The following is a 21,531-nucleotide window of genomic DNA, read 5'->3' on the forward strand; positions in this document are numbered from 1 at the left end:
GCCGTGGTTGTCGGCATTTTTCGGCGTACGGAAGAACGGAATGCTGCTGGTGAAGAACCCGTACAGCACCGCTTTGGCGATGGTGTGGGACAACGCCAGCCCTGCCAGTGCCGCGCAGAAGGCATCCTTGAGATTCACCCCGACCGCGCGGCGGTACAGGAAGATGATCTTGCCGACCTTGAACACGAACAGTGCCAGGGGCGGAATCGCGAAAATCAACAGCGGTGGATCGACCCGCTGGGGCACGATGATCATCGCCGCCGACCACAACAGGGCGCCGACCGTGAAGAAGATATTCATGCCGTCCGCCACCCACGGTAGCCAGCCCGCGAGGAAGTGGTAACGCTGGCCGCGGGTCAGTTCAGTGTCCTTGCCGCGCAACAGGCTTGCTGTGTGCCGCTTGATAATCTGAATCGCACCATAGGCCCAGCGGAAACGCTGCTTCTTGAAGTCGATAAAGGTATCCGGCATCAGCCCCTTGCCGTAGCTGTCGTGGTAATACGCCGCCGACAGACCTTTTTCGAATACGCGCAGACCGAGTTCGGCGTCTTCGCAGATGCACCAGTCGGCCCAGCCCAGTTCTTCCAGAACTGAACGACGCGTCATGGTCATGGTGCCGTGCTGAATGATCGCGTCACGGTCGTTACGAGTGACCATGCCGATATGGAAGAAGCCTTTGTATTCGGCGTAGCAGAGCTTCTTGAAGGTGCTTTCGTTCTGGTCGCGATAATCCTGCGGCGACTGCACCACAGCGATTTTCGGGTCGGCGAAGTGCGGCACCATGTGCTTGAGCCATTTCGGGTGCACGCAGTAATCGGAGTCGATCACGGCGATGACTTCGGCATCCTTGGCGGTGTGCGGAATCAGGTAGTTCAGCGCGCCGCCCTTGAAACCGGCCAGCGGGGATACGTGGAAGAACTTGAAGCGCGGGCCGAGGGTGGCGCAGTAATCGCGCACCGGCTCCCACACCGCCGGATCCTTGGTGTTGTTGTCGATGATCAGGACTTCGTAGTCCGGGTAATCGAGCGCGGCCAGCGCGTCGAGGGTCTGTTTGACCATCTCCGGCGGCTCGTTGTAGCAGGGCACGTGGATCGAGACTTTCGGGCGATAGTTGGAGTCGCCCTCGACCGGCAGGAACTCGCGCCGACGTTTGTGAATCCACACCGCTTCGGCCAGTTCATGCGCCTCGGTCAGCAAGACGATGAACACCCCGAGCGCACCCAGCGCCAACAGGAAGCCCACCGTCAGGCTGAACCACGTGCTGTATTGCAGGCTGTAGTCGTAACCGATCCACACCAGCACCGACCCACACAGGAAGGCGATAAAGGTCAGGAAAATCCGCCCACGCTGACGCAGCGCCGAGCCGTCGATCATCAGCAGGGTCAGCGACAATAGCGCCAACACCACCGAACCGATGGCCAACACGCGCCATTGCGGGATCGCCACCACCGGGCCTTCAAAGTTGAATTTCTGCTGACGCGCGGCGTTGAACACGCCCCAATACGCGCCGACCGAGCCTTCGTCGCTGGCCTTCCACGGCTGGTCGAACGCTTCGATCACGAAATAGTTGAAGCCTTGGCGGTTGAGCTTGTTGACCAGATTACGCAGGTAAATCGCCTGATCCGCCGGCGACGCGTCGGCACCACCGCGCATGCGGCCGTTGCTCGGCCAGCCCACTTCGGAGAGCAGCAGCGGTTTTTTCGGGAAGAGTTTTTTCAGATCGCGAGCACGGTCGAAGACGAACTGCCCGGCTTTATCCACCGGAATGAATTCCCAGTACGGCAGAACGTGCGCGGCGATCAGGTCAACGTGCTTGGCCAGCTCCGGGTGTTCTTCCCAGACGTGCCATTGCTCGGACGTGGTCACCGGCACTTTCACCGCCGCGCGCACGCGATCAAGCAGCACGCTCAGTTGTTCGGCGGTGATTTCCTTGCGGAAGATCGCTTCGTTGCCGACCACCACGCGAACCACGCTGCGCGAGGTGTTGGCCAGTTCGATGGCGCGCTGGATTTCCCGTTCGTTACGTTCCTGGTCGGGGCTGATCCAGATCCCCAGGGTCACGCGCAGGCCGAACTCTTCAGCCAGTTTCGGGATGTCCTGTAGGGAGCCGTCGACCGAGTAGATGCGGATGTTGTCGGTCAGCTTGCTCATGATCTCCAGATCGCGGCGCATCTCGTCGTCAGACGGATACTGATCCTTCTGTGGGAATTGTCCCTGCTGAAATGGCGAATAGGAGAAACCGGAGATCTGCTCCGGCCAGTTGGGCGCGGAGACCGGGCGGTTGATCAGTGCCCAGAAACCGGTGAACAGGGCGGCGATTGCCAGAACCACCACCAGGTTGAGTCCAAATTTACGCGATGACATAGCTATTTCGGGTTCCAAAGGCTGTGGAACGAAGGATCGGTCGGCTATACGCCCGAGGGGCGCGCATCCTACACCGGCAGTTCGCCAGTCGTACATCTGATAGGGAAATGCCCGACATTGGGCAGCCGACTTTGACTTAAGTTCTTACACTTGTAGCTGGAAGCTTAAAACTTGTCGCTGTGTAGCCCTATAATGCGCGCCGGTTTTTGGGGTAATGGTCATGAGTACAGAAGATCCGCGGTTTGCAGGCATCGCCCGTTTGTATGGCATCGAAGGCCTGGAGCGCTTGCGCGCGGCCCATGTGGCGATTGTCGGCGTCGGTGGCGTTGGTTCCTGGGCGGCGGAAGCCATGGCCCGTTGTGGCGTCGGCGAGATTTCGCTGTTTGATCTGGACGACGTTTGTGTCAGCAACGCCAACCGCCAGTTGCATGCGCTGGACAGCACCGTGGGCAAGCCCAAGGTTGAGGTGATGGCCGAGCGCTTGCGCGGGATCAACCCGATTGTACGGTGCACGCGGTGGCAGACTTCGTCACCCGCGAGACCATGGCCGAATACATCTTGCCAAACATCGACTGCGTGATCGACTGCATCGACGCGGTCAACGCCAAGGCAGCGCTGATTGCTTGGTGCAAACGCCGCAAGATCCAGATCATTACCACCGGCGGCGCGGGCGGGCAGATTGATCCGACGCTGATTCAGGTGTGTGACCTCAACCGCACGTTCAATGATCCGTTGGCCTCGAAAGTGCGTTCGACCCTACGCCGCGACTACAGTTTTTCGCGCACGATGACCCGTCATTACAGCGTGCCGTGCGTGTTTTCCACCGAGCAACTGCGTTATCCGAAGCCGGATGGCAGCATTTGTTTGCAGAAGAGTTTTGTCGGCGATGGCGTGAAGCTGGACTGCGCGGGCGGGTTTGGTGCGGTGATGATGGTCACGGCGACGTTCGGCATGGTCGCGGCAACCAAGGCTGTGGACAAAATTGTGGCTGGCGTCCGGCGCCCGGCAGAGCGGGTCAAACCCGAGGCATAGAGACTTGTGGAGCTGCGCGAAGGCTAGCGACCTTTTGATCATTTAGTGTCGGCAAGTGGGCGCCGGAGCTAAAGCTCGCAGCCTTGCGGCGCTTAACAGTTCATTCATGCGCCGCAGGCACTGCATTGCAGGCCATTGCTGCGCGAGGGCGAGAGCTGCCGGCTACAGTCCCAGTTGATTAAACCAGTCTGGCAGATCAACTTGCTGTAACTCAGCGGCAGACAAGCCGTTAACCCGCAACAGCAACAACGCCACCAACCCGCGAATCATCCGCGCATCGCTGCTGGCGCTGAATTGCCAATGACCGTCGCGCAACGATCCCACCAGCCACACCTGACTCTCACAGCCATGCACCCGGTTGCGCGTCGACTTTGTCCTCATCACTGAGTGAAGGCAGGCGGTCGCCCCACTGCATCAACAGCCGCGCGCGTTGTTCCCAGCCTGCAGCTTCCTTGAAGGTGGCCAGCGCCCGTGACGGCCGTCCGCTGGCAGGGTCATCGCAGCAACTCCAGGGCCTGGTCCAGGGCTTCAAAGAAGCGCTCCAGATCATCGGAGTCGTTGTACAGCGCCAACGACACCCGGATCGCGCCGGCCAGTTCAAGACTCTTCAGCAACGGCATGGCGCAGTGATGACCCGCGCGCACGGCAATCCCCTGTTCGGTCAACAGGTGCGCCAGATCCGAGTTATGCACACCCTCGACCACAAAGCTGGCCAGGGCCAGTTGCGGTTTGCCCAGCAGGCGAATGCCGTTGCGGGCTTGCAGGCCCTTGAGCAAATAATCGTGCAGGGCGGCTTCATGAGCCGACACGGCGTCCTGATCCAGCCCTGCCAGATAATCCAGGGTGGCGCCGAGCCTGATGACGCTGGCGATCGGCGGTGTGCCGGCTTCGAAACCCAGGGGCGCGGGACGAAAACGAGCGTCGTGATAATTGGCATCGAGCACCATCTCGCCGCCGTATTGCCAATGGCGCAGATGTAACAGTGCTTCATGCCGGCCAAACAGCACACCGAGGCCATCCGGACCGTACAGCTTGTGGCTGGAAAACACATAAAAGTCGCAACCCAGGGCCTGCACATCGTGGCGACCGTGAACGATCCCCTGGGCGCCATCGACTACGGTGATGGCGCCGTGGCTCCGTGCCAGGGCCAACAGGGCGGGTAACGGTTGCCAGGCGCCCAGCACGTTGGACAGCTGGCTGACGGCCAGCAGGCGAGTGCTCGGGCCGATGAGCAGGGCGGCGGCGTCCAGGTCGATGAGGCCGTCGTTGTCGAGTGGCAGGATCACCAGCTTCAGCTTGTGGCGATGGGCCAGTTGCTGCCATGGCAGCAGGTTAGCGTGATGCTCCAGGGCGCTGATAACGATTTCGTCGCCCGGCTGGAATGAGTGCTCCAGGCCATAGGCCAGGAGATTCAAAGCGGAGGTGGCGCCGTGGGTAAAGATGATCTGCCCGCTGTCACCGGCATTCAGCCACTGGGCAACCTTCAGCCGACTGTCCTCGAACGCCTGCGTCGCGTGAGCGCCGGGTAGGTGTTGCGCACGATGCACGTTGGCTGCGCCATTGGCGTAGTAATGCGTCAGTGCGTCGAGCAGGGCTTGCGGTTTTTGTGTGGTGGCGGCGTTGTCCAGATAGGTCTGGTCTTGTCGTTGCAGCGCGGCGATGGCCGGGAAATCGCCACGCCAGGGGGAGGGAATCATCATGCAAATGGGCCCTGCAAAACATGGGCGGGAAAATGCCAAACCCGTTGTAGGAGCGAGCTTGCTCGCGATGGACGTCAACGATAACTCTGGCTACCTGAATAACCGCGTTGCCCAAGCGTTTTTCACAAGCGAGCTCGCTCCTGCAGAATTGACTGTGCACCTGTAGGAGCGAGCTTGCTCGCGATGGACGTCAACGATAACTCGGGCTACCTGAATAACCGCGTTGCCCTAGCGTTGTTCGCGAGCGAGCTCGCTCCTACATGTTAATGGCGCAGCTTAGTTGTGAGCGTGCAGCGCTTCGTTCAGTTCGATCGCCGATTTGTGGGTTTTGCATTCCACAGCACCGGTTTCAGAATTGCGACGGAACAGCAGGTCGGTCTGACCCGCCAGCTCACGCGCCTTCACGACTTTGACCAGGTTGTTGTTCTCGTCCAGCAAAGCAACCTTGGTGCCGGCGGTGACGTACAGGCCCGACTCAACAGTGTTGCGGTCGCCCAACGGAATACCGATACCGGCGTTGGCGCCGATCAGGCAGCCTTCGCCAACCTTGATCACGATGTTGCCACCGCCCGACAGGGTGCCCATGGTCGAGCAACCGCCGCCCAGGTCCGAACCCTTGCCGACGAAGACGCCAGCGGATACGCGGCCTTCGATCATGCCCGGGCCTTCGGTGCCAGCGTTGAAGTTGATGAAACCTTCGTGCATCACGGTGGTGCCTTCACCGACATAAGCGCCCAGGCGCAGACGGGCGGCATCAGCGATGCGCACGCCGGCCGGTACGACGTAGTCGGTCATCTTCGGGAATTTGTCTACCGAGAACACTTCCAGCAGCTCGCCACGCAGACGGGCTTCCAGTTGCATTTCGGTCAGTTCGCTCAGGTCGATCGCGCCCTGGCTGGTCCAGGCTACGTTCGGCAGCAGCGGGAAGATCCCGGCCAGATTCAGGCCATGCGGCTTGACCAGACGGTGCGACAGCAGGTGCAGCTTGAGGTAGGCCTCAGGCGTCGAGGTCAACTGCGCGTCTTCAGCCAGCAGGGTGGCGACCAGCGGTTTGTGGCTCTCGGCCAGACGGGTCAGCAGCTTGCCTTGTACCGGGTCGATGCCCTTCACGGCTTCAGCCAGTTGCGCAGCCTGCGCGGTGGTGAAGGTGATGGCCTGGTTGCCTTCGCTGTAAGCGAGAATTGGCGCGACGGCAGCCACCAGTTCGGCCGACGGATTCAACAGCGGCTGAGGGTAAAACACTTCCAGCCATGCGCCTTGACGATTCTGGGTGCCGACGCCGAAAGCGATGCTGAACAGGGAGTTGGACATGTGAATACCTCTACAAAATTGAACGGGCTGGCTTACTTCAGAGCGGCCGCGTAGATATCTGGCTTGAAGCCAATCAGGGTTCGGTCACCGAGATCGAGCACCGGGCGCTTGATCATCGAGGGTTGAGCGAGCATCAGTTCGATGGCTTTCGATTGGTCGAGATCGGCTTTGCGTTCGTCGTCGAGTTTGCGAAAGGTCGTGCCTGCGCGGTTCAACACCACTTGCCAGCCGTGCTCGTCACACCACTGGGTCAGGTGTTCGCGGTCGATACCGGCGGTTTTGTAATCGTGAAAGTCATAGCTGACAGCGTGTTCATCGAGCCAGGTGCGCGCCTTCTTCATGGTGTCGCAGGCTTTGATGCCGAAAAGGTGCAACGTTTTACTTGAATCGGTCAAGGAATCGCCCCCTTTACAGGTGCTGGAGAAAAATGGTGTCGGATTATGCCATGACCTTACGGTTAGCGCGTAAACCTGTGGGGTGAGCCTGCTCGCGATGGCGTTGGGTCAGTCAGTCTTCATGTCGAATGTTACGCCGCGATTGCGAGCGGGGTCGCTCCCGCAGGATGTCAGGCATGCTGATGCCCGCGATGCGACATAGGTGTAACGGCCAGCCCGCAGTCTAAACCGCTAATATGGCACTTCAATGCTGTCGATTGCCTGGGAAAACGCTTTATGCAAACCGCCTACACCGTCCTGATCCTGCTCATGCTGGTCAGTGTCTCTCGTCTGGTGGGGCGGGTTATCCCGCTGCCATTGCCGCTGGTGCAAATTTGCGCCGGAGCCCTGCTGGCCTGGCCGACGCTGGGGTTGCATGTGGCACTGGACCCTGAATTGTTTCTATTTTTGTTTTTGCCGCCTTTGTTGTTTTCCGATGGCTGGCGGATGCCCAAGCGCGAGCTATGGCGCCTGCGGGGGCCGATCCTGACGCTGGCAGTGGGCCTGGTGTTGTTCACCGTGGTGGGCGCCGGTTATTTCATTCATTGGCTATTGCCAAGCATTCCCTTGCCGGTGGCGTTCGCGCTGGCGGCAGTCTTGTCGCCGACGGATGCCGTGGCGGTGTCGGCGATTTCGCAGAACAGGCTGCCGACGCCATTGATGCACATGTTGCAGGGCGAGGCACTGATGAACGACGCCTCAGGCCTGGTGACGTTCAAATTTGCCTTGGCTGCCGCGGTCACCGGCGTGTTCTCCCTGGCCAATGCGAGCCTGACATTCGTCCTGGTGGCGGTCGGCGGGCTGGCGGTCGGGGTTGCGCTGAGCTGGCTGGTCGGGCGCCTGCGCTCCTGGATGATCGCGCGCGGCTGGGATGACCCCGCGACCCACGTGGTGTTTATGCTGTTGCTGCCCTTCGCCGCCTACGTACTGGCCGAGCGCCTGGGAGCATCGGGCATCCTGTCGGCGGTGGCGGCAGGGATGATGCAGAGCTGGCTCGACCTGCTGCCGCGCCAGACCAGTACCCGGCTGCTCAATCGCAGCGTCTGGTCGCTGCTGGAGTTCGCTTTCAACGGTTTGATTTTCCTGCTGCTGGGCTTGCAGTTGCCGGACATCATCAAGGCAGTTGCCAGTCATGAAACCTCGTTGTGGCCGACCTTGCTCTACCGCTGCCTGGATGTGCTGGCAATCTTTCTGGTGCTGTTGGTATTGCGCTTCGTGTGGGTGCAAAGCATCTGGCGCTTGTCGGGCCTGCTGCGCCGCTGGCGCGGCAAGGGTGAAATGACGCAGGTTCCGACTGCGCGCTCGTGCTGGTTACTGACCGTTGGCGGCGTACGCGGGGCGGTCACGCTGGCGGGTGTGTTGTCGGTGCCGATGCTGATGGGGGGCGTGGCATTCCCGGAACGTGACTTGCTGATATTCATCGCGGCCGGGGTGATCCTGCTGTCACTGATTGCGGCGTGTATTGCGCTGCCGTTGCTCCTGCGTGGCATCGAAAAAAGCCCCGACGACAAGCGGCGCAATGAAGTGCGTGAGGCCTGGCGCAAGACGGCCGAGGCGGCGATCCATGCGCTCGAAGCCGAAGAAGCCGAAGAAGCCGAAGAAGCCAAGCCGCATGACGCGGCGCAGGCAGCACTCGCCGCCGAGCTCAAGGCGCGGATCATGTCCGAATACCGGCATCAGCTGGAGGTGTTCAACGATTCGGCGGAAGCCCAGGCATTGGCGTTCCAGATGGACTTGCTGGAGCGGCGGATGCGCTTGAAAGCATTGCGGGCGCAGCGACTGGAACTGTACAGCCTCAGCCGTCAGCACCAGATTGGCGATGACGTACTGCGTGAGGTGTTGGCGGAGCTGGATTTGAGCGAGGCCAATTTGGGGCAGGTGAAGTAATGGTGATCCCGCCCGGTAGGAGCTGCCGAAGGCTGCGATCCTGTGACTCATCAGCGTCCTTGAAGACGCCAAAAGATCGCAGCCTTCGGCAGCTCCTACCGGGGCGGAGGCGCTTAGCGGCGGCTTTGGATGAACGCGCGGATACGTTCAGCGGCCTCGACGCACTCGGCCAGCGGCGCAACCAGTGCCAGGCGCACGCGGCCAGCACCAGGGTTGAACCCGTCCACTTCGCGGGACAGGTAGGAGCCCGGCACCACCGTCACATGTTCTTCCGCGTACAGGTCGCTGCAAAACGACTCGTCATCACCTTCAACGTTCGGCCACAGGTAGAAACCGCCGTCCGGACGCTGCACGTCCAGCACCGGGCTGAGGATTGCCAGCACGGCGTCGTATTTCTCGCGGTACAGGTCGCGGTTGGCGCGCACGTGCACTTCGTCATTCCATGCGGCTACGCTGGCCAACTGAGTCTGCACAGGCATCGCACAGCCGTGGTAGGTGCGATACAGCAAAAAGCCCTTGAGGATGTCGGCGTCACCGGCCACGAAGCCCGAGCGCAGGCCCGGCAGGTTGGAACGCTTGGACAGGCTGTGAAACACCACGCAGCGCTTGAAGTCCTGGCGACCCAGTTCCACGCAGGCGCTGAGCAAACCGGCGGGTGGGGTCTGTTCGTCGAAGTACAGCTCGCTGTAGCACTCGTCCGCAGCGATCACGAAGTCGTATTCGTCAGCCAGGGCGATGAGTTTTTTCAGCACATCGACCGGGATCAGCGCGCCGGTCGGGTTGCCCGGCGAGCACAGGAACAGGATCTGGCAGCGCTTCCAGATGTCCGGCGAAACCGCATCGAAATCCGGGTTGAAGCCGTTCTCGTCGAGGCACGGCAGGTAGTGAGGCTTGGCTCCGGCGAGGAACGCAGCACCTTCGTAGATTTGATAGAACGGGTTCGGGCTGACCACCAGCGCGTCGTCGCCACGGTTGACCACGGTCTGGGTGAACGCGAACAACGCTTCACGGGTACCGTTGACCGGCAGCACGTTGCGCGCCGGGTCGATCCAGCCGCTCGGCACGCCGAAACGACGCTCGCACCAGCCGGCGATGGCTTCGCGCAGGGCTGGAATGCCGAGGGTGGTCGGGTACACCGCCATCTGATCCAGACTGTTTGCCAGCGCCTCCGCGACAAAACCTGGCGAGCGGTGTTTCGGCTCACCGATCGACAGGGCGATCGGGCGTTTGTCCGGGTTCGGCGTGACGGTGCCGAGCAAGGCACGAAGCTTCTCGAACGGGTAGGGCTGGAGCTGGTTCAGAGCGTTGTTCATTGGGGCCTCTTCAATGTAGGAGTGAGCCTGCTCGCGATTGCGGTGTGTCAGTCATTGTCGATGTTGAATGGCCACACGCCATCGCGAGCAGGCTCGCTCCTACAGGGGGATAATTCAAATACTGATTCGCGAAAGCTTGATATCCGGTTCCTGATTGACGCTCAGTTGCTCAACGATCGCATCCTGCAAACGGCTGCACAGCAACGGGTCGGATAACGGTTGGTTATGCGCGTCGGTGATGAAGAACACGTCTTCCACCCGCTCGCCCAAGGTCGCAATCTTGGCATTCTGCAGCGACAGGTCGAACTCCAGGAAGATCCCGCCGATTCGCGCCAGCAGGCCTGGACGATCCGGTGCGGTGAGTTCCAGCACTGTCACCGGGCGCTGGGCGTCGTTGTGGATCGTCACTTGGGGTGCGAAGGCAAAGTGCTTGAGCTGACGCGGCACGCGACGCTGGATGATCGTCGGATAGTCGTCCGGATTACGCAGCGCTTCGGTCAGGCCTTCGCGGATCTGCTTGACCCGCGCCGGATTGTCGCCGATGGATTCGCCTTCGTTATCGAGCACGATGTAGGTGTCGAGGGTGAACTGGCTGCTCGACGTGATAACCCGGGCGTCGTGGATGTTCAGGTTGAGCTGGTCCATTGCCGCCACGGTCACGGCAAAAAAGTCGTGCTGGTCGGGGGCATAGATGAAGATCTGGGTACCGCCCTCGAACTCGCGCTGTGTGGTTTCCTTGATCAGCACCAGGGGCCCGCCGTCTGCCGGCTGCTGGAGGATTGCGTCGCTGTGCCAGGCCACGTCGCCTGCAGTGTGGCGCAGGAAATAGTCATCGCCCAACTGCGCCCACAACTGTTCGACGTCGTCCGGGTCGGTGCCGCCGCGCACCAGAATGTCCAGCGCGGCGCTTTGGGTCTGGCGGATCTGCTCTTCGCGATCCACCGGGTTTTCCAGACCTCGGCGAAGGGCACGCTTGGTTTCGGTGTAGAGCTGGCGCAACAGGCTGGCGCGCCATGAGTTCCACAGCGTCGGGTTGGTGGCGTTGATGTCGGCGACGGTCAACACGTAGAGGTAATCGAGGCGGGTTTCATCGCCAACCGCTTGCGCGAAGTCGTGAATCACCTGCGGGTCGGACAAGTCCTTGCGCTGCGCGGTGGTCGACATCACCAGATGGTTCTGCACCAGCCAGACAATCAGGCGGCTGTCCCATACCGGCAACTGATGGCGCTGGCAGAACGCCTCGGCATCGACCGCACCGATTTCCGAGTGGTCGCCATGCCGGCCTTTACCGATGTCGTGGTACAGGCCCGCCATGTAGATCAATTCGGGTTTGGGCAGCTTGGCCATGAGCTTGCTGGCCAGCGGGAATTTTTCCGACACCTGGGTGTACTGCAGCTTACGCAGGTGCTTGATCAGATTCAGGGTGTGGGCGTCGACCGTATAGATGTGGAACAGGTCGTGCTGCATTTGCCCGACGATAAAGCCGAACTCCGGCAGATATCGCCCGAGAATGCCGTAACGGTTCATCCGCCGCAGGTTGCGGTGAATGCCGATTTTGCACTTGAACAGCTCGATGAACAGGCTGGTGTTGCGAATGTCGTTACGGAAGTTGTCGTCGATCAGGTGACGGTGCTCGCGCAGCAGGCGAATGGTATCGGCGCGCACGCCCTTGATTTCCGGCTGCTGGGCCATCAAAACAAAAATTTCCAGCATGGCGAACGGGGTACGGCGGAACACGTTGTCGTTGCGCGCCTCGATGTAGCCGTCGTGCAGCTGGAACCGCGAGTTGATCGGCTGTGGCGGCGCTTCGTCTTCCGGGGCGAGGATGACTTCCTCGAAATGCTGGATGATCAGGTCGCTGAGCTGGGCGATGCTCATGACCACCCGGTAGTACTGCTGCATGAAGTTTTCGATGGCTTGCTTGGCATCATCGCCTTCGAAACCCAGCAGCCCGGCAATCGAGCGCTGATGATCGAACAGCAGGCGGTCTTCGGAGCGGCCGGCGAGCATGTGGAGGGCGTAGCGCACCTTCCACAGGAACTCCTGGGACGAGGCCAGCAAGGCATTTTCGCTTTCAACCAGGAAGCCTTCGCCAGCCAGCGCCCGCAGGTTCAAGGTGCCGTACTGGCGCCGGGCAACCCAGAGAATCGTCTGGATATCCCGCAGTCCGCCGGGTGAGCCTTTGACGTTGGGTTCCAGGTTGTATTCGGTGTCGTTGTACTTGTGGTGGCGGGCCTTCTGTTCAGCTCGCTTGGCCAGGAAGAACTCCTTGGCCGGCCACATGTGGGCGGTGCTGGTGACATCGAGCATGCGCTGGCGCAGGCGTTCGGGGCCGCAGATGGTGCGGCTTTCCATCAGGTTGGTGACCACCGTCAGGTCCGCGCGCGCTTCTTCGGCGCATTCATCGACCGAGCGCACACTCTGGCCGACTTCCAGGCCGATGTCCCACAGCAGCGTAAGAAAACGTTCGATGGAGTCGCGGAAAACTTCGTGATCGGCGCTGTCCAGCAGGATCAGCAAGTCGATGTCGGAATACGGGTGCAGTTCACCCCGGCCGTAGCCGCCGACCGCGACCAGCGCGATGTCGGCGTCATCGCTCCAGCTGAACTGCTCCCAGGCCTTTTGCAGGATGTTGTCGACGAACCAGGCACGGTCTTCGATCAGGCGGCGGATGTCGCGGCCATTGCGAAAACGCGTGTCGAGCACGTCGCGGGCCTGGCGGATCGCCTTCTTGAACGCTGCAATAGGACTCGCTTTCAGGGCCAGTTCAGCCTGGAACTGGCCGCGGTCGAAGAGTTCGGGATCCACCTGCGGCATCGATTGGCTTTCCTTCTATGGGCGGGAAGTTGCGCGCGTTGAATCAGGCCGAGACGCGCGGGATGGTGTCGTCGGCGCGCAAGGTGAAGATCTCGTAACCGGTGTCGGTGACCAGCAGGGTGTGTTCCCACTGCGCCGAGAGCTTGCGGTCCTTGGTGATCGCGGTCCAGCCGTCGCCCAATACTTTGGTGTCGGCCTTGCCCTGATTGATCATCGGCTCGATGGTGAAGGTCATGCCAGCCTTCAGCTCCATGCCGGTACCGGCGCGCCCGTAATGGAGGATTTGCGGTTCTTCGTGGAACACCTTGCCGATGCCGTGGCCGCAGAACTCGCGTACCACCGAGAACCCGTTCTTTTCAGCATGCTTCTGGATCACTTCACCGATGTCGCCAAGGCGGCAGCCGGGTTTGACGATCTCGATCGCCTTGTACATGCATTCCTGGGTGATCTGCGACAGGCGTTCGGCCCACACTGGCACTTCGCCGACGTGGAACATGCGGCTGGTGTCGCCGTGGTAGCCGTCTTTGATGACGGTCACGTCGATGTTAAGGGTGTCGCCGTTTTTCAGCGGTTTGTCGTTCGGGATGCCGTGGCAGACGACATGGTTGATCGAGGTGCAGATCGACTTCGGATAGCCCTTGTAGTTGAGCGGAGCAGGGATGGCCTGCTGCACATCAACGATGTAGTCATGGCAGATCTGGTTCAGTTGGTCCGTGGTCACGCCTGGTTTGACATGTTCGGCAATCATTTCCAGCACATCGGCGGCCAGTTTGCCGGCGACACGCATGCCAGCGATGTCCTCGGGGGTTTTGAGGTTGACGGTCATACAGGCTCTCTCTGCGCTCGGCGGCGCTTGCTGATACGGATAGGGTGGCAGGTGTGCGTTTTGCGACCCTGAAAAACGCGATTCTAACAGACGGAAGGAGCAAATCCGCCCCTGCGTGCATCGCTTCTCTCTATACAATGGTGCGTTTGAAGCCGATTCCAAGGGGGCTGCGCCCATGTCCTTGGTGCGAATACAGATTTCGGGTTCCGTTTCTGCGCACCCTGTGGTATAAAATGCGCCGCTTTCCGGGGATACCCCGAAAGGCTTAAATCCACACACGTGTCGACACGATGACCTGGGTGCTTTTGGCTTTATGCCACTGGTTGGTCATTGGGATACGTGGAGGCCAAACCCGACTTATTAAGGAACTATCATGTCCCAAGTCAATATGCGCGATATGCTGAAGGCCGGTGTGCACTTCGGTCACCAAACCCGTTACTGGAATCCGAAAATGGGTAAGTACATTTTCGGCGCGCGTAACAAGATTCACATCATCAACCTTGAAAAAACCCTGCCAATGTTCAACGAAGCTCTGACTTTCGTAGAGCGTCTGGCCCAGGGCAAAAACAAGATTCTGTTCGTCGGCACCAAGCGTTCCGCTGGCAAGATCGTTGCTGAAGAAGCAGCACGTTGCGGCTCGCCGTACGTCGATCACCGCTGGTTGGGCGGCATGCTGACCAACTTCAAAACCATTCGTGCTTCCATCAAGCGTCTGCGTGACCTTGAAGTTCAAGCCGAAGACGGTACTTTCGCCAAGCTGACCAAGAAAGAAGCGCTGATGCGCACTCGTGATCTTGAGAAGCTGGATCGTTCGCTGGGCGGCATCAAGGACATGGGCGGTCTGCCAGACGCACTGTTCGTGATCGACGTTGACCACGAGCGCATCGCGATCACCGAAGCCAACAAGCTGGGCATCCCGGTAATCGGCGTTGTCGATACCAACAGCAGCCCGGAAGGCGTTGACTACATCATCCCAGGCAACGATGACGCAATCCGCGCTATCCAGCTGTACATGGGTTCGATGGCTGACGCAGTAATCCGTGGTCGCAACCACGTTGCTGGTGGCACCGAGCAGTTCGTTGAAGAAGCTCCGGTAGCTGCAGCTGAGTAATTGACGCCTTGGCGTTGACTCAGTAAGCAAAAAGGGGGCTTGGCCCCCTTTTTGCCACCTCGAAAACCATTTGTGTGCAGCGCAGTTGCAGCCTTGTAATGTGCAGCCGCTATCAAATAAGGCTTCGGGAAGAATTGAACGCCCGTTCGATCGGGTGGAATGGTTGAAAACCTATCCAAGAGGAATTTGAAAATGGCAGCAATTACTGCAGCGTTGGTTAAAGAACTGCGCGAGCGTACCGGCGAAGGCATGATGGATTGCAAGAAGGCCCTGGAAAAGGCTGACGGCGACATCGAAAAAGCCATTGATGACATGCGTGCTTCGGGCGCAATCAAGGCTGCCAAAAAAGCAGGTAACGTAGCAGCTGAAGGCGCTATCGCTCTGAAAGAAGACGGCAAATCTGCCGTTCTGCTGGAAGTGAACTCGCAGACCGACTTCCTGGCTCTGCAGGACGACTTCAAGGCATTTGTTGCTGCAAGCGTTGAAAAAGCGTTCGCCGACAAGCTGACTGATGTTGCTCCGCTGATCGAAGCTCAAGAAGCTGCTCGCCTGGTACTGGTCGGCAAGGTTGGCGAAAACGTCAACATCCGTCGTCTGGTTCGCGTAGAGGGCGACGTTGTTGGTGGCTACCTGCACGGCAACAAGATCGGTGTTGCAGTTGTTCTGAAAGGCGGCAACGTTGAACTGGCCAAAGACATCGCTATGCACGTAGCGGCCAGCAACCCTGAGTTCCTGCTGCCATCGGAAGTTTCGCCTGAAGCTATCGAGCGCGAAAAAGCTGTGTTCCTGCAGCTGAACGAAGAAAAAATCAAAGGCAAGCCAGAAAACATTGTTGAAAATATGGTCAAAGGCCGTATCAGCAAGTTCCTGGCAGAAGCAAGCCTGGTTGAGCAGGCGTTCGTCAAGAACCCTGAAATCAAGGTTGGCGAGCTGGCCAAGAAAGCTGGCGCTGAAATCGTTTCCTTCACTTACTTCAAAGTAGGCGAAGGCATCGAGAAGCCGGTCGACAACTTCGCTGAAGAAGTTGCTGCCCAGCTGGCTGCCGCCAAGCAATAAGACAGTTTTTTCAACTGTCGCCGAAAGAGGCTGCCCGCTCACGCGCGCAGCCTCTTTTCAGATGGGGTGACCAATTTTTATTGGTTTGCACCTGGAACTGACTTACAAAGCCATGTTCCGATGGCGCTGAAGCAGCGCCAAGCTAGAGTGAACGCCAGCTGTAAACAGCTCGCAAAGAATTTTTAAATACGCCGCAGGAGAGATTCGCAATGGCTCAGCAGGGCAGTGGTTATCAGGCTCGCTATAAACGCATTCTACTCAAGCTTAGCGGCGAGGCCCTGATGGGCTCGGAAGAGTTCGGGATCGATCCGAAAGTTCTGGATCGCATGGCGCTGGAAGTCGGCCAACTGGTTGGCATCGGCGTACAGGTCGGTCTGGTGATCGGCGGTGGCAACCTGTTCCGCGGTGAAGCCCTGAGCAAAGCCGGTATGGATCGGGTAACTGGCGACCACATGGGCATGCTGGCCACTGTGATGAACGCCTTGGCCATGCGCGATGCGCTGGAACGCGCCAATATCTCGGCCATCGTCATGTCGGCCATTTCCATGGTTGGTGTGACCGATCACTACGATCGCCGCAAAGCCATGCGTCACCTGAACTCCAAAGACGTGGTAATTTTCGCCGCCGGTACCGGTAACCCGTTCTTCACGACGGATTCGGCTGCGTGCCTGCGCGCAATCGAAATCGATGCTGACGTCGTGCTGAAAGCGACCAAGGTCGATGGCGTCTACACCGCAGATCCGTTCAAAGACCCGCATGCCGAGAAGTTCGATCATCTGACTTATGATGAAGTACTGGATCGCAAGCTGGGCGTGATGGATCTGACCGCTATTTGCCTGTGCCGCGACCACAAGATGCCGTTGCGTGTATTCAACATGAACAAGCCCGGCGCCCTGCTGAATATCGTGCATGGTGGCGCTGAAGGGACCCTGATCGAGGAAGGCCAACAATGATCAACGAAATCAAGAAAGACGCTCAAGAGCGCATGCAGAAATCCCTGGACTCCCTGAACCACGCATTTGGTCAGATTCGTACAGGCAAGGCTCACCCAAGCATTCTGGGTAGCGTGATGGTGCCGTACTACGGCGCAGACACCTCCATCACCCAAGTGGCCAACATCACTGTGAAGGACTCGCGCACCCTGCAGGTCGTGGCCTTCGAGCGCAATATGCTCGCCGCCGTCGACAAGGCCATCCAGAGCGCTGGCCTGAACCTCAACCCGACCAACCTGGGCGAGTTGCTGCTGATCTCCATGCCGGCTCTGACCGAAGAAACCCGCAAGGGCTTCACCAAGCAAGCGCGCAGTGCTGCGGAAGACGCTCGTGTTGCCGTGCGCAACATTCGTCGCGACGCTCTGGGCGAACTGAAAAAACTGGTTAAAGACAAAGAAATCAGCGAGGACGAAGAGCGTCGCGCTGCTGCCGATATTCAGAAGCTCACCGACAAGGCTGAAGCTGATATCGATGCGGCCACCAAGCAAAAAGAAGCGGATCTGATGGCCGTATAAGGGTCGAGTTTTAAATGGACAAGACCAAGCAGACTGCGCCGTCCGCGGTGCCGCGCCATGTCGCGATTATCATGGATGGTAACAACCGCTGGGCGAAAAAACGCTTTATGCCAGGTGTCGCCGGGCATAAAGCGGGTGTCGATGCTGTGCGGGCGGTGATCGAGGTGTGCGCTGAGGCCAAGGTTGAAGTATTGACCCTGTTCGCCTTTTCCAGTGAAAACTGGCAGCGTCCGGCCGATGAAGTCAGTGCCTTGATGGATCTGTTCTTCAAGGCGCTGCGTCGTGAGGCCAAGCGCCTCAACGACAACAACATCAGCCTGCGCATCATTGGCGATCGCTCGCGCTTTCATCCTGAGCTTCAGGCTGCAATGCGTGAAGCAGAAGCCATGACCGCAGGTGCCAACCGTTTCATCCTGCAGATCGCCGCCAATTACGGCGGTCAGTGGGATATCGCGCAAGCCGCACAACGTTTGGCGCGTGAAGTCCAGGCCGGGCATCTGCGTCCGGAGGACATCACTCCGGATCTGTTGCAAACCTGTCTGGCAACCGGTGATCTGCCGTTGCCGGACCTGTGCATCCGCACGGGTGGCGAGCACCGCATCAGCAATTTCCTGCTGTGGCAGTTGGCCTACGCCGAACTGTACTTCTCCGACCTGTTCTGGCCGGACTTCAAACACGATGCCATGCGCAATGCGCTGGCCGATTTCGCTTCGCGCCAACGTCGCTTCGGTAGAACGAGCGAACAGGTTGAAGCTGGAGCCCGGGTTTAATGCTTAAACAACGAATCATCACTGCGCTGATCCTGCTGCCGATCGCCTTGTGCGGTTTTTTCCTGCTTGAAGGTTCCGGTTTTGCCCTGTTCATCGGTCTGGTCGTGAGCCTGGGCGCATGGGAGTGGGCTCGCCTGGCGGGCTTTACCGCCCAGCCAGTTCGTGTCGGCTACGCGCTGGCCGTCGCGGTGATGCTGTTTTTCATGCATATATTGCCCGGGCTCGCGCCTTGGGTGCTGGGCGCTGCGGTACTGTGGTGGGGCGTTGCAACCTATCTGGTGCTGACGTACCCGCGTTCGAGCGGTCATTGGTCGAGCGCCGCCTGCAAGCTGGTGATCGGCCTGCTGGTGCTGCTTCCGGCGTGGCAAGGCCTGATCCTGATCAAGCAAGAGCCTCTGGGCAACTGGCTGATCATGGCGGTGATGGTGCTGGTGTGGGGCGCGGATATCGGGGCTTATTTCTCCGGTCGAGCCTTTGGCAAGCGCAAGTTGGCGCCGCAGGTCAGTCCTGGCAAGAGCTGGGAAGGGGTCTACGGCGGCCTGGCGCTGGTGCTGGTCATTACGTTTTTCGTCGGGCTGGTTCGCGACTGGACGGTTGCAGAACTGCTCAAGGGCTTGATCGGTGCGGCGGTGATCGTATTCATCTCGGTGGTGGGCGACCTCACTGAGAGCATGTTCAAGCGCCAGTCCGGGATCAAGGACAGCAGTAACCTGCTGCCAGGTCACGGTGGAGTGCTGGATCGGATCGACAGCCTGACCGCGGCCATCCCCGTGTTTGCAGTACTGTTGTGGATGGCGGCACCGTGAGTCGCCCACAGCAGATTACCGTGCTGGGGGCTACGGGCTCGATTGGCCTGAGCACCCTTGACGTCATTGCCCGGCACCCGGATCGCTTCCAGGTGTTTGCCCTCAGCGGGTTCACGCGTCTGAGCGAGCTGCTGGCCTTGTGTGTGCGCCATGCTCCACGGTTTGCCGTGGTGCCTGAAGTCAACGCCGGCCGACGCCTGCAGGAAGAGTTGCGCGGGGCCGGCCTGTCGACGCAGGTATTGGTGGGCGAAGAGGGCTTGTGCCAGGTCGCGGCAGATCCGCAAGTGGATGCAGTGATGGCGGCCATCGTCGGAGCGGCAGGCTTGCGCCCGACCCTGGCGGCGGTCGAGGCTGGCAAAAAGATTCTGTTGGCCAATAAAGAAGCGCTGGTAATGTCCGGTGCCTTGTTTATGCAGGCCGTGCGAAAGAGCGGTTCTGTTCTGCTGCCGATCGATAGCGAACACAATGCGATTTTCCAGTGCATGCCACGGGATTTTGCAAGTGGCTTGAGTTCGGTTGGCGTGCGTCGGATTCTTCTGACAGCCTCCGGCGGCCCCTTCCGGCAGACACCGATGGCCGAACTGGCGCATGTTTCACCTGACCAGGCGTGTGCGCATCCGAACTGGTCCATGGGGCGCAAGATATCCGTGGATTCCGCCAGCATGATGAACAAAGGGCTTGAGTTGATCGAGGCCTGCTGGTTGTTTGATGCCAAGCCGTCGCAGGTTGAAGTGGTGATTCATCCGCAGAGCGTGATCCATTCGCTGGTCGACTATGTCGATGGCTCGGTTCTCGCGCAGTTGGGTAATCCTGATATGCGTACGCCGATTGCCAACGCCTTGGCCTGGCCAGAGCGCATCGACTCGGGTGTGGCGCCGCTGGATCTGTTTGCGGTCGCGCGTCTGGACTTCGAGGCGCCGGATGAACAGCGTTTCCCTTGCCTGCGCCTGGCGCGTCAAGCAGCCGAAGCAGGCGATAGCGCGCCGGCCATGCTGAATGCGGCCAACGAAGTCGCGGTGGCAGCGTTTCTCGATGGGCGGGTTCGCTACCTGGAAATCGCGAGTATCATCGAGGAAGTCTTGAATCTGGAGCCGGTTGTCGCGCTGGATGATCTCGACGCGGTATTTACCGCCGATGCGAAAGCCCGGGTTCTGGCGGAGCAATGGCTGAATCGGCACGGGCGCTGACACGTGTTGCAATGCGCAAGCCCATGCAGCACTGGATAGGATTGCGGAGAGAATAGATGAGCGCGCTTTACATGATTGCCGGCACCCTGATCGCTTTGGGTGTACTGGTCACCTTTCACGAATTCGGCCATTTCTGGGTCGCGCGTCGCTGTGGCGTCAAGGTTCTGCGTTTTTCCGTAGGCTTTGGTATGCCGTTGCTGCGCTGGCACGACAAGAAAGGCACCGAGTTCGTGATCGCCGCGATTCCGCTGGGTGGTTACGTCAAGATGCTCGACGAGCGTGAAGGCGAAGTGCCGCTGGATCAGCTCGATCAATCGTTCAATCGCAAATCTGTGCGCCAGCGTATTGCCATCGTGGCTGCCGGCCCGATCGCCAACTTCCTGCTGGCTCTGGTGTTTTTCTGGGTGCTGGCCATGCTGGGCAGCGACCAGGTGCGCCCGGTCATCGGTGGTGTCGAACCCGGCAGTATCGCGGCCAAGGCCGGGCTGACGGCGGGCCAGGAAATTGTTGCAATAGATGGCGAGCCGACTTCCGGCTGGGCCGCGGTTAACCTGCAGCTGGTTCGCAGATTGGGCGAAAGCGGAGCGTTGCAGCTGGTCGTACGGGATCCGGGTTCCACCAGCGATACCCCCGCGCGAGCTGGTGCTGGATAAGTGGCTCAAAGGCGCAGATGAGCCCGATCCGATCCGTTCGCTGGGCATTCGGCCGTGGCGCCCGGCTCTGCCGCCGGTGTTGGCCGAACTCGATCCAAAAGGCCCGGCGCAGGCCGCTGGCCTGAAAACCGACGACCGTCTGGTCTCGCTCGACGGCGTGGCGCTGAGCGACTGGCAACAAGTGGTCGATACCGTTCGTACGCGTCCTGATACCAAAATCATGCTGCGTGTCGAGCGTGATGGTGCTCAAATCGACGTCCCGGTGACCCTGGCGGCGCGTGGCGAAAGCAAGGCGCCGAGCGGTTATCTGGGCGCTGGCGTCAAAGCGATCGACTGGCCACCGGAAATGATCCGCGAGGTCAGTTACGGGCCTTTGGCCGCGATTGGCGAGGGCGCGCGTCGCACTTGGACCATGAGCGTTCTGACCCTCGATTCGCTAAAGAAAATGCTGTTCGGCGAGCTCTCGGTAAAAAACTTGAGTGGACCGATAACCATTGCTAAAGTGGCGGGCGCTTCTGCCCAGTCGGGTGTCGCTGATTTCCTGAATTTCCTTGCTTATCTGAGTATTAGCCTGGGGGTTCTGAATTTGCTGCCCATTCCTGTACTGGATGGGGGGCATTTGTTGTTTTATCTGATCGAGTGGGCGCGTGGTCGTCCCTTGTCGGATCGGGTGCAGGGTTGGGGGATACAGATCGGTATCAGTTTGGTGGTCGGAGTGATGTTGTTAGCTCTGGTCAACGATCTGGGTCGACTGTAA

15 protein-coding genes and 3 pseudogenes are annotated in these 21,531 nt (G+C 59.7%); 10 read left to right on the forward strand and 8 right to left on the reverse strand.

What is annotated here, in order from left to right; genetic code table 11:
• Nucleotides 1–2,364, reverse strand: a 2,364-nt coding sequence (locus JFT80_RS01560; protein ID WP_201146697.1) for a glycosyltransferase, incomplete at its 3' end; no start/stop codon positions are given.
• Between the two features lie 220 nt (nucleotides 2,365–2,584).
• On the opposite strand from JFT80_RS01560, the pseudogene tcdA reads away from it, so the two are divergent.
• A pseudogene (gene tcdA / locus JFT80_RS01565) lies at nucleotides 2,585–3,396 on the forward strand (tRNA cyclic N6-threonylcarbamoyladenosine(37) synthase TcdA).
• 42 nt (nucleotides 3,397–3,438) lie between these two features.
• Here the strand turns inward: tcdA and JFT80_RS01570 are convergent.
• From JFT80_RS01570 to JFT80_RS01585, 4 genes and pseudogenes are all read right to left on the reverse strand, one after another.
• Nucleotides 3,439–3,894 (reverse strand): annotated as a pseudogene (locus tag JFT80_RS01570) (SufE family protein).
• The gene (locus JFT80_RS01575) at nucleotides 3,891–5,096 is read right to left on the reverse strand and encodes an aminotransferase class V-fold PLP-dependent enzyme (protein ID WP_201146698.1); all 1,206 of its coding nucleotides are present in this window, start codon (nucleotides 5,094–5,096) and stop codon (nucleotides 3,891–3,893) included. The pseudogene JFT80_RS01570 and the gene JFT80_RS01575 overlap by 4 nt, the downstream one beginning before the upstream one ends.
• Nucleotides 5,097–5,372: 276 nt before the next feature.
• The gene (gene dapD, locus JFT80_RS01580) at nucleotides 5,373–6,407 is read right to left on the reverse strand and encodes a 2,3,4,5-tetrahydropyridine-2,6-dicarboxylate N-succinyltransferase (RefSeq protein WP_201146699.1); all 1,035 of its coding nucleotides are present in this window, start codon (nucleotides 6,405–6,407) and stop codon (nucleotides 5,373–5,375) included.
• Between the two features lie 32 nt (nucleotides 6,408–6,439).
• The gene (locus JFT80_RS01585; protein WP_201146700.1) at nucleotides 6,440–6,802 is read right to left on the reverse strand and encodes an ArsC family reductase; all 363 of its coding nucleotides are present in this window, start codon (nucleotides 6,800–6,802) and stop codon (nucleotides 6,440–6,442) included.
• A gap of 276 nt (nucleotides 6,803–7,078) precedes the next feature.
• On the opposite strand from JFT80_RS01585, the gene JFT80_RS01590 reads away from it, so the two are divergent.
• Nucleotides 7,079–8,728, forward strand: a complete 1,650-nt coding sequence (locus JFT80_RS01590; RefSeq protein WP_201146701.1) for a Na+/H+ antiporter — start codon at nucleotides 7,079–7,081, stop codon at nucleotides 8,726–8,728.
• Between the two features lie 113 nt (nucleotides 8,729–8,841).
• On the opposite strand, the gene dapC is transcribed toward JFT80_RS01590, so the two are convergent.
• From dapC to map, 3 genes are all read right to left on the reverse strand, one after another.
• Nucleotides 8,842–10,041: a succinyldiaminopimelate transaminase gene (dapC, locus tag JFT80_RS01595; RefSeq protein WP_201146702.1), complete on the reverse strand. Its 1,200-nt coding sequence runs from the start codon at nucleotides 10,039–10,041 to the stop codon at nucleotides 8,842–8,844.
• Nucleotides 10,042–10,155: 114 nt separating this feature from the next.
• Nucleotides 10,156–12,858, reverse strand: a complete 2,703-nt coding sequence (locus tag JFT80_RS01600) for a [protein-PII] uridylyltransferase (RefSeq protein ID WP_201146703.1) — start codon at nucleotides 12,856–12,858, stop codon at nucleotides 10,156–10,158.
• 43 nt (nucleotides 12,859–12,901) lie between these two features.
• A complete protein-coding gene (map, locus tag JFT80_RS01605; RefSeq protein ID WP_201146704.1) occupies nucleotides 12,902–13,684 on the reverse strand; it encodes a type I methionyl aminopeptidase in 783 nt (260 codons plus the stop codon).
• Nucleotides 13,685–14,057: 373 nt separating this feature from the next.
• Between map and rpsB the strand changes: the two genes are divergently transcribed.
• The 8 genes and pseudogenes from rpsB to rseP all read left to right on the forward strand — a co-directional run bounded on the left by rpsB (nucleotide 14,058) and on the right by rseP (nucleotide 21,531).
• A complete protein-coding gene (gene rpsB, locus JFT80_RS01610) occupies nucleotides 14,058–14,795 on the forward strand; it encodes a 30S ribosomal protein S2 (RefSeq protein ID WP_003219330.1) in 738 nt (245 codons plus the stop codon).
• A gap of 192 nt (nucleotides 14,796–14,987) precedes the next feature.
• Complete coding sequence (gene tsf, locus JFT80_RS01615; protein ID WP_201146705.1) at nucleotides 14,988–15,851, forward strand: translation elongation factor Ts; 864 nt, start codon at nucleotides 14,988–14,990, stop codon at nucleotides 15,849–15,851.
• 209 nt (nucleotides 15,852–16,060) lie between these two features.
• Nucleotides 16,061–16,804, forward strand: coding sequence for a UMP kinase (pyrH, locus tag JFT80_RS01620; protein WP_003222124.1), 744 nt, complete (start codon nucleotides 16,061–16,063; stop codon nucleotides 16,802–16,804).
• Nucleotides 16,801–17,358 (forward strand): ribosome recycling factor, encoded by a 558-nt coding sequence (gene frr / locus JFT80_RS01625; RefSeq protein ID WP_201146706.1) that lies wholly within the window; start codon nucleotides 16,801–16,803, stop codon nucleotides 17,356–17,358. Before pyrH ends, frr begins: the two co-directional genes overlap by 4 nt.
• Before the next feature lie 14 nt (nucleotides 17,359–17,372).
• Nucleotides 17,373–18,128 (forward strand): polyprenyl diphosphate synthase, encoded by a 756-nt coding sequence (gene uppS, locus JFT80_RS01630; RefSeq protein ID WP_201146707.1) that lies wholly within the window; start codon nucleotides 17,373–17,375, stop codon nucleotides 18,126–18,128.
• On the forward strand, nucleotides 18,128–18,934 hold the full coding sequence (locus tag JFT80_RS01635; RefSeq protein WP_201146708.1) for a phosphatidate cytidylyltransferase: 807 nt from the start codon (nucleotides 18,128–18,130) through the stop codon (nucleotides 18,932–18,934). The genes uppS and JFT80_RS01635 overlap by 1 nt, the downstream gene beginning before the upstream one ends.
• Nucleotides 18,931–20,121, forward strand: coding sequence for a 1-deoxy-D-xylulose-5-phosphate reductoisomerase (gene ispC, locus JFT80_RS01640; RefSeq protein WP_201146709.1), 1,191 nt, complete (start codon nucleotides 18,931–18,933; stop codon nucleotides 20,119–20,121). Before JFT80_RS01635 ends, ispC begins: the two co-directional genes overlap by 4 nt.
• A gap of 56 nt (nucleotides 20,122–20,177) precedes the next feature.
• Nucleotides 20,178–21,531 (forward strand): annotated as a pseudogene (rseP, locus tag JFT80_RS01645) (sigma E protease regulator RseP).

The organism is Pseudomonas sp. TH10 (genome assembly GCF_016651255.1).
Classification (GTDB): domain Bacteria; phylum Pseudomonadota; class Gammaproteobacteria; order Pseudomonadales; family Pseudomonadaceae; genus Aquipseudomonas.